The sequence below is a fragment of the Streptomyces sp. NPDC058308 genome (assembly GCF_042880275.1).
Classification (GTDB): Bacteria; Actinomycetota; Actinomycetes; order Streptomycetales; family Streptomycetaceae; genus Streptomyces.
The window spans coordinates 30,388-43,534 of record NZ_JBHVZA010000019.1 but is presented as its reverse complement, the minus strand read 5'-3'; the positions used below and the strand labels follow the sequence as shown (position 1 = coordinate 43,534).

The window sequence follows — 13,147 nt, the reverse complement described above, 5'->3', positions numbered from 1 at the left end:
ACTCAGAGATCAGAACGGGGGGAAGACAGTGAAGCTTGCTGAAGCACTGGCAGAGCGTGCGGAGGCGACGCGTCGCGTGGAGCAGTTGCGAGCGCGCGTCGTCAGCAGTGCGCGGTACCAGGAGGGCGAGACTCCCCCCGAGAACGCGGCGCAACTGCTCGCCGACGCCGGTGAGGTGCTCGACACCCTCGAATCGCTGATCCGGCGGATCAACCGGACCAACGCGACGGTGGATCTGGGAGAGAGCGGCACACTCACCGACGCGCTCGCGCGCCGGGACGTGCTGCGGCTGCGTCACGCGGTGGTCACCGCGGCAGCGGACGCGGCGGCGGGCACGGGTGACCGGGGTTACGGCCGGCAGCTGCGGTCCGAGCTGATGATGCTCGCCGCCCTCCCCGTCGCGGAACTGCGGGACCAGGCGGACAAGCTCGCGCGGGACATCCGGGAGATCGATGTGCGGATCCAGCGCGCGAACTGGGAAGCGGATCTGCTGGACTGACCGGTCCTAGGCCCTGTCGTCAAACTCGCGTCTGCCTCGCGACGCCTGGCACGCACGCTCGCCGCGTTGTCGGGCTCATCCCGGTACGCCCAGTACCGGGATGACCCTCCGCCTTGCGATCGCACGCACCAGACGCCGCGAGGCCGCCCTCCGGGCGAACGACGGGAGTTTGACGACAGGACCTAGCGGACCGGAGCGGCGCCGACGAGTGCGTCGCGGATGAAGGCGATGGGGAGCAGGTAGCTGTTCCGGAGGCGTGCACACACCGAGGGCCGGCGGTTTCCGGCCCACACCTGGCGCGTGGAGAGCAACGCAGGGGTTCAACTCCCCATCGACAGTGCAGCTCAGCACCGCGTACAGGTGATCGTGCACAGTGCACAGCACATCACCACGTGCAGATCCGGGCAGTGAGGGCGGGTTCGGGGTCTACCCACATCGCGGGGCACGGTCGGCGCCGCAGAGCGCCGGCCCTGGCCCGTCATCACTCCATCTGGCCCACTTGAGTGATCCGCTCGTCCCCGAGGCTGCGCTGGACGTCCGTCAGGAGGACGCCAAGGAGTTCGGTGAGCTGGGACTGCTGTTCAGCGGTGAGGCCACTGATCAAGTCGGCCTCCCTGCCGAGGACTTGGTCCACGGTCGCCTCGACGAGCGCGTGACCGGCCTCGGTGAGAGTGACCTGGACGGTGCGGGGGCGCCCTTCTCCCGGCCGCCGGACGACCAGCCCCTCGCGTTCCGCGCGGGCCACCCGCTGGGAGACGGCGCCCGCCGTGACCATGGAACGGTGGCCCAGTTCGCGGGTGGTCAAGGTGTAGGGCGTCCCGCTACGGCGCAGCACGCTGAGCAGATCGAGGGTCGCGGTGTCCACACCCGCGCGGGCAAGGACCCGGCGCCGGTCGTCACCGAAGAGCTTGGCGAGCTGCCAGATCGGCGTGACGATTCCGATCGACGTGGCCGGGGTGCCGGGGCGCTCGCGCTCCCAGGCGGCGGCGATGTCCTGTGCGGTGCCGGTGCGGGCGCCGGTGGCGGCGGTGGCGGCTTCGGTGGGTGGGTGGGGCCTGCTCTCGGCGGCCCCCCTCCCGCCCGGACCTCTCGCGGTCTCGCCTCTCCCGGTCTCGCTCCGGCCTCTCGCGGCGTCTTTCGCCCCGGTCCCGTCTTCCGCCCCGGTCCCTGCCGTCATGCTCTCTCCCACCATGCGCGTCCCCTCTCCCGTCACGTCCGGAAGAGTGTTACGTTTAGCTCTAAATTTAGGCCTCAATGGATGTTCGGAGTTCAGCTTATGGCACGCACCATCCTGATCACCGGCGGTGGCACCGGCATCGGCCGCGCGAGCGCCCTCCACTTCGCCGAGCGCGGCGACACTGTGTTCGTCACCGGCCGTCGGCGGGCACCGCTCGACCGCCTTGCGACGGAGACCGGCATACGCGGCCTGGTGTGCGACCACACCCGGCCCGAGGCGCTCACCGCCCTCCTAGCCGAACTGCCGGAGCAGGTCGACGTCCTCGTCAACAACGCGGGCGGGAACACGGACTTCGACGGCGCCCCGGAGCCGGACCTCGCATTCGGCGGCGAAGCCGACCTGGCCGCGTACGCGCAGGCCTTCCGCGCCAACCTGGACGCGAACCTCGTCAGCGCCGCGCTGACCACCCGGGCGCTGGACAGCCGGCTCGCGGCCGGTGGCGCGGTCGTCCACGTCGGGTCGATCGCCGCGAACCGCGGATCCGGTTCCTATGGGGCCTACGGCGCCTCCAAGGCCGGCCTTTCCACCTGGAACCTGGACCTGGCGCAGACGCTCGGCCCGCGCGGCATCACCGCCAACGTCGTCGCGCCCGGCTACATCGCTGACACCGAGTTCTTCCGGGACCGCCTCAAGGACGACAGGCGCGCCCAACTCGTGGACGCGACCTCGACGGGCCGCGCCGGCACACCTGCCGACATCGCGGAGACGATCGCGTTCCTCGCGTCCCCCGGGGCACGTCACATCACCGGGCAGGTGCTGCACGTCAACGGAGGTGCGTACATGACCCGTTGACGCGCGCCGGCACACGCTGCCCCGCCCCCTCCCCCGACGCATGGCGCGAAACCGACCTTGACCGCGGCCCGCCGAAGTCTATGGTCCGGACTAATCGACCGTCGTGAACATCTGGCCCCACGAAAGCACTTCACGCTGCACACCCCCATGAAGCAATGCAGTGAAGGAGTACGCATGGACAGGAAACGGAAGATCGCCGCCGCGATCGGTGCCGGTCTCGCGCCGGTGCTCGCTCTCACGCTGCCGACCGGTTCGGCCAGCGCGCACGGATACGTCAACGCCCCGGCGAGCCGTCAGGCGCAGTGCGCGGCACGCACGGTGGCCTGTGGCGAGATCAAGTACGAGCCCCAGAGCGTCGAGGGCCCCAAAGGCCTGCGCAGTTGCAGCGGCGGCAACGCCAGGTTCGCGGAGCTCGACAACGACAACAAGGGCTGGAAGGTCAGCGACGTCAGCAGGACTCAGACCTTCACCTGGACGTTCACCGCACGGCATCGCACCCTGAACTACGAGTACTTCGTGGACGGCACGAAGGTCGCCACTGTCGACGGCCACAACCAGCAGCCACCGGCGACCGTGTCGCACCAGATCAACCTCGGCAGCGCCACCGGCAGGCACAAGGTCCTCGCGGTCTGGAACATCGGCGACACGTCCAACGCCTTCTACGCGTGCATCGACGTGAACATTCGCTGACCCGGGAAACGGAACCGGGAACAGGGCCGGGAAACAGGTCCGCGAAACAGATGTCATGTCGTCCCCCGCCCAGACGCAATCGGGCTCTCCCCGTGCGCCTGGGCGTGGGATCGACAGGAATGCGCATGACCCGATGACGTGAACCGACGTGTATCACGCGGCCGTTGCGGCGTAAGTTGTCCACGGAGCACTTCACGCCACGGTTGAAAGACGGACGGTACCCATGACCGACCCTGCCACGACGCCCGGTCCAGGCGCGCACCGGACGATCGACACGACGGTGCCGCACTCGGCCCGGATCTGGAACTACTGGCTGGGAGGGAAGGACAACTACCCCGTCGACGAGGCCGCAGGCGACGCGTACAGCGCCGTCTTCCCCGGCATCGTCACCGTCGCCCGCAGCAGCCGCGCCTTCCTGCGGCGCAACATCACCCACCTCGTCACCGAGGCGGGCATCCGGCAGTTCCTGGACATCGGGACGGGCCTGCCGACGGTGGACAACACCCACGAGGCGGCCCAGCGACTCGACCCGACGGCCAGGATCGTCTACGTCGACCACGACCCGATGGTCCTCACCCACGCCCGCGCCCTGCTCACCTCCACGCCGGAGGGCGCGACCGCCTACGTCGACGCCGATCTGACCGACCCCGACCGCATCCTGGCGGCCGCCCGGGAGACGCTGGACCTCACCCGCCCCACCGCCCTGATCCTCAGCAACATCCTGGGCCACGTAGCCGACTACGACCAGGCACGCGCCATCGTCGCCCGGCTGATGGACGGGCTGCCGTCCGGCAGTTACCTCTCCGTCAACGACGGTTCCCGGGGTGTCGACGCCGCGTACGAGCAGGCGCAGGACGCCTACAACGCATCCGGTGCCGTCCCGTACTTCCTGCGGCCCGTCGACATGATCACGGCCTTCTTCGACGGCTTGGAGCTCCTGGAGCCCGGCGTCGTCTCGGTTCCCCTCTGGCGCCCGGAACCCGGCTCGCCCGCCGGGGAGCCCATCGGCGAGCACGGCGGCCTGGCCCGCAAGCCGTGAGGTCCCGGCCCGCGGACGGTCAGACGGTTCCCAGGTCCGCCGAGTACCAGCGCTCGGGCCGCAGGTAGTAGACGGCCTCGACGCCGTGTTCCTTGACGGCGGACTTCACGTACGGCTCGACCCGGTCGGCCGGGAGGTAGCGCGCCGTCAGCTCTCGCAGCTGCTCGATGGTGGCGTCCTCGGTGCGGACCACCGGGCCCTCCACGGAGACGTAACGGACGGTCGGCTCCAGCCGGTCGACCATCAGCGAGAAGCGTCCCGCGGCGGCGAGCAGCCTCCCCTTCTTGGAGTCGCGGGCGGTCATCACCCACAGCTCGCCGCCGGGGGCGTACTGGTACCAGATCGGGAGCGTGAGCGGAGCCCGTCCCTCGCCGGCCTCCACGGCCAGCGCCCCGATGTGCGGTTCGGCCAGGAACTGCTCGCGCTCTTCGACACTCAGAGGCATGGGGATCTCCTTCGTTCGTGGTGCGGTCCCTTCATGATCCTCAACTCGCCCGCCACAGAGGGTATTCCGCGCATCCGGAGGCGCACACCCGGTCCTTGACCGCCACCCCATTCACTCATTCGGGTGACAGGGGGCTGCCTCCGTGCGGGGCCTCGGGTAAGCCCGAGAGCCTAGGTGGGAGCCATTGTGCGCACCGGGGGCAGGGGGGGCAGAGGCATGGATAAAGCGGTCGCCGTGAGCGGCAGGACTCTGCTGATACTTGGGGCCCTGCTGATACGTGGTGCCTCCGGCACCCACCGCACGCATTTCCCGGCCGCCTTCCTCAGTGACACCTCCGAGGCCTCGTACCGCTGAGCCCGGACGCGACGCCGGGGCCCTCCGGGGCCCTACGTCCATGAGGTCGGCCTCTCTGAGATCGGCGCCACGCCATACAGGACAACCCATCCACCTCGTGCAGGCGTGCGCGGGCCCCTTCCGGTGCCTGCGCCGCGTCCCTGCCGATCGGGGATGGATCCGTGCTTCGAAGCATTCCCTCGACGGGAGAGTCACATGGCCGCCTCCCCATCGCCTCAGCCGTACCGGCTACTGCGGGCGACCGACCTGCTGGATCTGCACTTCGCGTTCCTCGGGCTGCGCCTGGAGCGCCCCCTCCTCGGCCCACGACGGCTGGTCCGCAAGGATCCCGGGCAACCGGCCTTCCTTGTGGTCACGTTCGGGCCCCAACACGTCGTCGAACAAGCCTTCCTGGAGCTGAGCCCCGGACTGCCGGAACCGGCTGCACCGGAGCCCGGCGCGGCCCCCGCCGGCAGCGAACCGCACAAGCCGCCACCGGTCGCGTCCCGCATCGGCGGCCGCAGCCTCCTGGTGTTCGCCGTCGGTGCCGACACCTCCGTCGACTACACCGAGCCGGGCCTGCTCACCGCCATGCGGACGCTCCCGCTGCGAGTGGTGGACGCCGCCGGGGAGCCCGCGTCGGCGGCCCGCGTGGCGCACACCGTGACCGGTCGGCCCCTCGATGTGTTCCAGGCGCTGCGGCTGGCCCGGACAGCCGCGCAACTGGCCGCGCGGCACGGGCCGGACGCGCCCGTCGCCGCCGAGCTCCTCGCGGCGCCCACCCCGCCGGCGGTGCCCGCTCCAGGGGCGGCCCGCGGCGGGGCGGCCGTCGCGGGTCCCGGGCCCGAGAATCCCCTGGCGGACGCCGCCGACCCGCGCACCGGCATCGAACTGCCCTACCGTCTGCTCCTGTCCCCGCCCCCGTCGGCGACCTGGACGCACCTTGTCGAGCTGCCCGACCCGGGTGACCGGGTCGAGCTCTGGCACACCCGGATGCCGGCGGGCCACGCCCGGGCGGTGTGGACCCGCGACCCCGGTTTCGATCCGGCGACCCCCCGCGCCCTCCCAGCCGGCGGCAACGAATTCCGCATGGCGATGGACCGCAAGGACCGGTCGTCGGTGGTGCACCTGAGCTCCAACCACAACCTGGCGGGCGGCTTCACGCCCGCGCCGCTCGACGTCGACCACCTCGTGCTGTCCACCATGGGCGGCTGGCTCGACTCCTTCGGCCGGTGGGAGAGGCCCCCGGACGGCTTCGACGTCACACAGTGGCGGCATCGCGCCGCACTTGGCCGGGACCACTACGTACGCGTCATGTACCGAGGGCGGCTGTGGCCGTTCGGTCACCTGGCGGATCTGGTCAAGGTCACCGAGCGCAAGTTCGACCACATGCGCCCGGACAACGCCGCCTATCTCAACCAGCGGTTCTTCATCATGGTGCGCGAGCCGGTGCGCGGCTACGGAAGGCCGGAGGAGAACGACGACCAGAAGCGGCTGCATCGGCTGTTCCCGTTCACCAGCGTGCGGCTGCTCACCCTGGTCACCCCCGATCTGCAGCCGCCGCAGACGATTCCGGGGCTATCCTCACCCGGCGCCGAACCCGACGAGAAGCTCGCCTTCTTTCCGGTGTCCGCCGCCGAGGACCCCTTCCAGTTCCAGGTGAGCACGGTCGACCTCGACGGTCGTCTCCTGGAGTTCCGCACACCGATGGCGTTCGTCGGACAGCTAGTGCACGCGAACAAGGCCGACGTGCGGACGATCGTCGAGCACTACCGCAGCCTGTGCTCCGATCCGGTTCCGGTGCCACCGGACGTCGGTGACGCGGGGGTCAGGCGGGTCGTGGCGGATGTGCGCGGCCAGTCCATCGCCTACGCCCCGAGCCTCAAGCCCGGCGACACGACGCTGTCCACCGGGCAGCTGGTCTGGGGAGCCGCGACCACCGAGGCCATCCTCGCGCTCGACCCCACCGATCACCCGCGGTTCGTGCCCACCGTGCGCTGGGCTCGGGCCGTGGTCCCGGCGCTCGGTCGGTTCGGCGGCGGCTTCGGAGCCGACCAGCCCCAGTCGGTGTTCTATCCCGAGCCGTACGTGCGGGACGCCTTCTCCGAGGCGAACAAGGGGCAGGTGTTCGTCGAGCTGGCCGAGCCCGTCGGCCTGACCTTCCGTGACGACGGCCAGTCGTCCGGCGCCCTCGCCCAGCCCAACTTCCCGGTCGCCGGGCTCTCCCGGCTCACCGGGCCGGTCGCCGCGACCCCGGAGCGGCCCCTTCGCGCGGGTGTGGACGCCGGCCCGGTGGACAAGTGGGCCAAGCTCGCCCAGGGCAAGTTCAACCCGCTCGACTACTTCGGCGACCTGGCCGGCGCCAAGCTGTTCGGGATGTTCCCGCTCACCGAGATCCTGAGCGAGATCGGCCTCGACAAGTTGAAGGCGCCGAACTTCTTCACCGCGACGGTCGACGCGGTCACCGGCTTCCTCGGCGACCTGCTCGGACTCCGCGATCTGCTCGCGTCCGTCCAGGAACAGTTCCCGGAGACCGTGGACCGGGTCATCCGGGTGATCGACTCCGCCGCCGCCTTCGCGCAGGCCCTGGTCGACTACATCACCAGCCAGCTGGAGAACGCGCCGGAGCCCACCACCATCGGGGACGTCGAGGCCGCCTTCAACACGTTCTCCGCGGCGCTCTCCGCGCTGCGCCTCGGCCTGCCCGCGGCGGTGGACACCGGCGTGCGGCAGGTGCTCCAGCGGATCGCCGAACAGGCCGCCACCTGGGACAGCACGGTCGGTCAGGCCCTCGCGCTGAAGAAGGCGATCGAACAGGCCGCTCTCGGCGCCAAGTTGCCGGACGTCGTGAACTCACGCATGCAGTGGCAGCCCGACATCAAGGCCTGGACACCGGGCAAACCGACGCCGACCCGCGCCGAGGACGCCGTGTTCTGGCCGACGGGCAAGCTGACGCTCGTCACCGACCTGCGCGGCTCGCTGCGACCGGACGTGCCGCAGGCCGCGGACGTCACGTGCACCCTTGGCAAGTTCGACCTGCGCATGGTCCCGGGCTTCGACGCGGTCGTGCTGCACTTCGACCAGATCCGGTTCAGCATGCGTGCGGGCAAAAAGCCCGATGTCGAGGTGAAGTTCGGCGGCGTCGACTTCGTCGGCAACCTGGACTTCGTCCAGACCCTGCGCAACATCATCCCGCTCGACGGGTTCAGCGATCCACCGGCCATCACGGTCGACCCGTCCGGGATCCACGCCAACTACTCCATGCAGTTGCCGAGCGCGGCGGTCGGCGTCTTCAGCCTGGAGAACCTCTCACTCAACGCCGTGCTGTCCGTCCCGTTCATCGGCGACACCCCGCTCCAGGCGGGCTTCTCCTTCTGCCGGCGTGAGGCGCCCTTCCGCCTCACGGTGTCGATGCTGGGCGGCGGCGGCTACTTCGGGATCGTCCTGAACCCCAAAGAGATCGCCGTGCTGGACGCGTCCATCGAGTTCGGGGCAGCCGTGTCCATGAACTTCGGGGTCGCCAGCGGCAGTCTGTCGGTGATGGCCGGCATCTACTTCCGGCTCGATCTGGCCCAGAACAGCGTGACGCTCGTCGGCTATCTGCGGGCACGCGGCGAGGTCGACGTCCTCGGCATCGTCTCCGCTTCGATCGAGCTCTACATGGAGCTCGGCTACCAGGACGGGTACGCGGTCGGCCGGGCCGTGCTGACGATCAGCATCGAAATCGGCTTCTTCGAGACGTCGGTGACGATCCGCTGCGAGCGGAGGTTCGCGGGCAGCGGAGCCCGCACCGCGGCGCTCGCCTCGGGGCTCGCCGAACCCGCCGTCGCTCCGCCCTCGTTCGTGGATCTCATGTCTCCGTACGACGACCCCGTGACCGGCCTCCGCGTGGATCCGGTCTTCGACTACTGCACGGCGTTCGCGGAGGTGCACTGACATGGACAGCATCCGATGGACCGTTCTGCCCGACGGTGTCGGCGACGCCGGCACGGTACGTGTGTCCGTGCTCGTCAGCCCCGCCCTGACCGGGATCAGCACGCTCGGGCAGTCCGCGTACTTCGCGCAGTGGCCGGAGCGGCTCGCGACCCTGCTGCCCGCGCTGTGGCTGGAGTTGAGGAGCCCGGCAGGCACGTTCGCCAGGGAGCTGCGGCCGACCGGCCGCTACCCTGCCGCCGATCCCGCCCTGTGGCGGACCCTGTTCCACGACGACACGTTCGTCCGGCCGCCGCAGGCGCCGACCACGCTTGCCGCACAGGGGCGGCGCACCCTGCGCTCGTACCCCGGCAGGCTGGTGCACGACGAGATCACCGGTCTCTACGAGGCGGTCGCGGTGTACACCACCGAGAGCAGGCTGCGCACCGAGTGGGCCCGTGAGGAACGGCTGTTGTGCGAGGAGCCGCCGACCGACCACCGCGGCTGGGAACTCCCCGCGCTGTTCCGGCTGACCGGCATGATCTCGGAACCGGTGCTCGATCTCGGCCAGGACCTGCAGAACGGGTACGCGATCCTGGAGGACGCCCTGGACCCGCACGGGGCCCGCGCGGCGGACGACGGCCACGAACCCCGCTACATGGACCGCACCAGCGATGTGTACACCGGCGACAACAAGCGGGTGCTGCCCCTCGCGGAAGCCGCCCGCTTCTACGACCGGGGCAAGGAACCGGCCTCGCTCGCCGATGAGCCGGAGCACCGGATCGACTTCCACGAGGCGTGCGGTCTGCTGGGCGACTATCCGGAGCTGCAGCGCCGGTTCGGCCTCGTGCTCGACCTGAGCTTCACGATGCCCGCCGGGGTCGCCGACGGAGCGCAGGTCCGGGTGCACTTCGACGACCGCTTCGCCGACGCGGGCCGCCTCAACGCTCCGGGCACGTGCCCGTGGACGAAGATCCGGTTCACCCCGGGCAGTGTGTTCCAGGCGGCCGTCGAGGACGGCTCGGTAATCACTGAGCGCATGCTGAACCTCGGTGATCCCGAGACGTGGCAGCTCACCGAGCTCGACGTGGACGGCGCGGCGCTCAAGCACATCGACTACGCCCGCTCCATCGCCGGTATGCAGCGGGCCGACCTGCCGTCGGGTCCCGGATCGGTGGCCCAACTGGTGTCGGGCACCGGCACACCGGCGGCCCGCGGCGCCGGGCTCACCCTTCTGCACACCGACCGCGACCGGCACCTGGCCGGACTCATCGGCGCCGACGTCGGCCGCCAGGTCACCCCGGAGGGGGCCGTCCTGACCGCCATGGACCTGTTGCGCGGGTACCGCGTGGACATCGGCGCCGTCGACCCGGCCACCGGCCGCGTCACGCAGTGGCGGTCGCTGCTGCGCCGCCGTGGCCGCTACACCGTGCGCCGTCCGGGACAGCAGCCCGTCGAGATCCAGGTCCGCCCTGACGAGGGCCTGGTGCGCGCCAGCGCGGTCACCGTCGACGCGGCCGACGACCGCCAGCTCTACGGACACCAGGCCGTGTTCGGCTGGCACGGCTGGAGCCTCGCGGCGCCGCGCCCCGGCCGGACCATCGGTCTGGATGACCAGCCGAAGGCGCCCGAACCGCCGGTGTCACCGGACGTGCCGCTGGACACCAAGTTCGCCGCGGAGCCCGGCTCGCTGCCCGCCCTGCGCTACGGCCGCACCTACCGGATGCGGGCCAGGACCGTCGACCTGGCGGGCAACGGCCTCGATCACACGGCGGCCACACCGGACACCGTCCACTCCGACGCCATCACCTACGGCCGCTGGGAGCCGGTCCCGCAGCCCGTGGTGCTGCCGCTCCTGCCGTTCAACGAGGGCGAGTCCACCGAACGCCTGGTCATCCGCAGCACGGTCACCGACGACGGCCGGGAGATCTCCACCGACGAGTACGCCGTGCGGCGCTCGGACGTCCCCGACCACGAGGCCCGCTCGGAGGTGGACGATCTGGACCGGCGGTACAAACCCGTCTCGGAGCGGCATGTGGCACCGCCGAAGACCGCCCTGCAGATGGCCGAGGAGCACGGCGTGTTCGACGCCGTCTTCGGCGCGGGCAAGCCCGACGAGGTCCGCGAGGAGTACGTCACCGTCGCTTCCCGGGAGTCCGGTTCCTTCCTGGACACCAAGGTGCGGGACCCCGAGTGGCCCTACCGCGAGCACGACCTGCTGCGCTCGGGCGACATCCACATCGCCAAGCACAACGTGCACGACCCGCTGCCGGTCACCCGCCTCCCGCTGCCCCGGCGCGGCGCGGACCTTGCGCAGGGCGAGTTCGTGGTGCACAGCGCCGACCAGCTGGTCCTGCCGTACCTCCCGGACGTACTGGCCGAGGGCGTCATGCTGCGCGGCCTGCCCGGCGACACGGAGAACCGCAAGATCCCCTTCCCCGGCCCGTGGCCGCAGGCCAAGCCGTTCAAGCTGCGCATCAGGGAAGGGAACAGGGAGCCGCACTGGCACGACGGCCTGACCGAGCGGGTGCTCGACGTGTTCCTCACCAAAGGTGAGATCGCCACGGTCCGGCTGAGTTGCTATCTGGACGCGCGGAAGCTGCCGCTGCTGCGGCAGTGGGGCCTGCTGACCGCCTCCTCGTTCTGGGCCGGACTGCCGGATGAGGACAAGGCGTTCGTCACGCGGGCGAGCGCCGACGGGGAGAACTGGATGCTCACCCCGTGGGTCGAACTGACCCTGGTGCACGCGGTGGAGAAGCCCGTCCACCGCCCGGAGCTCGCCACTCTCGTCTCCTACCGCACGGCCGACCAGACGGCGGCACAGCTGACGGGGACGCTGAGCAGCCACGCCGCGAGCAGCGGTCATGTCGAGGTGGACGCGCACTGGAGCGAGTGGCTGGACGACGTCACGCAGCCCGCGCCCCGGCGGATCGACGGGCACACCCACCTCGAGGACATCACCCTGGCCTACACCGCGGACGAGGAAGCCGTCGGCCGCGTCCACGAGTTCGGTGACACCCGACACCGCGACGTGCGCTACACCCCGACCGCCGTCACGCGGTTCCGCGAGTACTTCCACCCGAGCATCACCGAGGACCGGGCCAACGTCATCCGCGTCGGTCCGGCGGCCGCTCCCCTGCCCGTGCCCAGTTCTCGCCGGCCCGAGCCGCCCGCGGTGGCGTACGTCGTGCCGACCTTCCGCTGGGAGCGGTCCGTCGACCGGGAGAACGACGCCGTCACCAGGCAGCGCCGCCCGGCGGGCCTGCGCGTCTACCTGAAGCGGCCGTGGTTCTCCTCCGGGGACGACGAGATGCTCGCCGTACTGCTGGACCCGGGCGGCACGACCGTCCCCGACGACTCCGCCGACACCTTCTTCACCCGCTGGGGCGTGGACCCCGTCTGGGCCGACACCACGGTGCTGCCGGTGCCGTCGGCCGCGCACTTCCCGAACGCGGCGCGGAGCCTGCGGGGCCTGCGCCTCGCGGAGTCGCCGGACGCGGCACCGGTGCCGGTCGACGCGGTCGCCTTCGCTCCGACGTACCACCCCGAGCGGCGGCTGTGGTACGTCGACATCGACGTGGACTTCGGCGCGGCGTCGGTGGCCGGGAAGGCGTATTTCCCGTACGTGCGACTCGCTCTGGCCCGTTACCAGCCGTACTCCGTCGAGCCGTTGCACCTCTCGAAGGTGGAGCGCGCGGAGTTCGCCCAGCTCGTCCCGCCGCGTACGGTCACCGGCCGCCGCGAGGGCGACCGGCTCACCGTGCGGCTGTCCGGCCCCGCGACGTACAACGAACTCGGTGAGCTCGGCGGCACAGGGGCGGTCGCCGCCGCCGCGAGCCGCAGGGTCGTCGTGAGCGTGCAGAGCCGGGCGAGCCTGCAGGAGGACGACATGGACTGGAAGGAGGTGGGCGAGCCGGTGGAGCTGACGTGCGAGGCAGAGGGTGGTTCCTTCGCCTGGGCGGGCGGCATCCCCGCTCCGGTCGGCCAGTTGCTGACCTCGTACCGGCTGCTCGTGCAGGAGTACGAGCTCTACCGCACCGACAAGGACACCGCCACGGACACGGTCACCGTCAACGGCACGGCCGTCCCGGCGGCACGGCGTCTGGTGCATGCCGACTACTTCGGGCTGAACGTGGGCCTGCTGGGGCGGATCGACTTCGAGCTCTGAGCTTGAGCTGCCCACGTCGTAGCGGGCGGCGG

General features: G+C 70.8%; 8 protein-coding genes. 6 read left to right on the top strand and 2 right to left on the bottom strand.

All coding sequences use genetic code 11. The features are described 5' to 3' along the window. Positions 1-28: 28 nt before the first annotated feature. Positions 29-499 carry a DIP1984 family protein gene (locus tag ACFVYL_RS24680; RefSeq protein WP_389719513.1) on the top strand — a complete coding sequence of 157 codons (471 nt, stop codon included), beginning with the start codon at positions 29-31 and terminating at the stop codon, positions 497-499. Positions 500-980: 481 nt separating this feature from the next. On the opposite strand, the gene ACFVYL_RS24675 is transcribed toward ACFVYL_RS24680, so the two are convergent. After that, the gene (locus ACFVYL_RS24675) at positions 981-1,490 is read right to left on the bottom strand and encodes a MarR family winged helix-turn-helix transcriptional regulator (RefSeq protein WP_389719676.1); all 510 of its coding nucleotides are present in this window, start codon (positions 1,488-1,490) and stop codon (positions 981-983) included. A 285-nt stretch (positions 1,491-1,775) separates the two neighbouring features. On the opposite strand from ACFVYL_RS24675, the gene ACFVYL_RS24670 reads away from it, so the two are divergent. The 3 genes from ACFVYL_RS24670 (at position 1,776) to ACFVYL_RS24660 (ending at position 4,257) form a co-directional block, all read left to right on the top strand. After that, positions 1,776-2,528, top strand: coding sequence for an SDR family NAD(P)-dependent oxidoreductase (locus ACFVYL_RS24670; protein WP_389719511.1), 753 nt, complete (start codon positions 1,776-1,778; stop codon positions 2,526-2,528). 174 nt (positions 2,529-2,702) lie between these two features. After that, entirely contained in the window at positions 2,703-3,218 is a 516-nt protein-coding gene (locus tag ACFVYL_RS24665; protein ID WP_389719509.1) for a lytic polysaccharide monooxygenase auxiliary activity family 9 protein, read from the top strand. Positions 3,219-3,441: 223 nt separating this feature from the next. Next, the gene (locus ACFVYL_RS24660; RefSeq protein ID WP_389719507.1) at positions 3,442-4,257 is read left to right on the top strand and encodes an SAM-dependent methyltransferase; all 816 of its coding nucleotides are present in this window, start codon (positions 3,442-3,444) and stop codon (positions 4,255-4,257) included. A 19-nt stretch (positions 4,258-4,276) separates the two neighbouring features. Here the strand turns inward: ACFVYL_RS24660 and ACFVYL_RS24655 are convergent, their stop codons facing one another. Then, a complete protein-coding gene (locus ACFVYL_RS24655) occupies positions 4,277-4,702 on the bottom strand; it encodes a pyridoxamine 5'-phosphate oxidase family protein (RefSeq protein WP_389719505.1) in 426 nt (141 codons plus the stop codon). A gap of 549 nt (positions 4,703-5,251) precedes the next feature. Here ACFVYL_RS24655 and ACFVYL_RS24650 point away from each other — a divergent pair. Together ACFVYL_RS24650 and ACFVYL_RS24645 are read left to right on the top strand one after the other, a co-directional pair. Next, positions 5,252-8,971 carry a hypothetical protein gene (locus tag ACFVYL_RS24650; RefSeq protein ID WP_389719503.1) on the top strand — a complete coding sequence of 1,240 codons (3,720 nt, stop codon included), beginning with the start codon at positions 5,252-5,254 and terminating at the stop codon, positions 8,969-8,971. Between the two features lies 1 nt (position 8,972). After that, positions 8,973-13,115, top strand: a complete 4,143-nt coding sequence (locus tag ACFVYL_RS24645) for a hypothetical protein (RefSeq protein ID WP_389719502.1) — start codon at positions 8,973-8,975, stop codon at positions 13,113-13,115. Positions 13,116-13,147 lie beyond the last annotated feature (32 nt).

Coding starts and splice junctions, on each gene's coding strand:
- ACFVYL_RS24655 (WP_389719505.1), bottom strand. CDS start 4,702: ATGCCTCTGAGTGTCGAAGAGCGCGAGCAGTTCCTGGCCGAACCGCAC.
- ACFVYL_RS24650 (WP_389719503.1), top strand. CDS start 5,252: ATGGCCGCCTCCCCATCGCCTCAGCCGTACCGGCTACTGCGGGCGACC.
- ACFVYL_RS24665 (WP_389719509.1), top strand. CDS start 2,703: ATGGACAGGAAACGGAAGATCGCCGCCGCGATCGGTGCCGGTCTCGCG.
- ACFVYL_RS24670 (WP_389719511.1), top strand. CDS start 1,776: ATGGCACGCACCATCCTGATCACCGGCGGTGGCACCGGCATCGGCCGC.
- ACFVYL_RS24645 (WP_389719502.1), top strand. CDS start 8,973: ATGGACAGCATCCGATGGACCGTTCTGCCCGACGGTGTCGGCGACGCC.
- ACFVYL_RS24660 (WP_389719507.1), top strand. CDS start 3,442: ATGACCGACCCTGCCACGACGCCCGGTCCAGGCGCGCACCGGACGATC.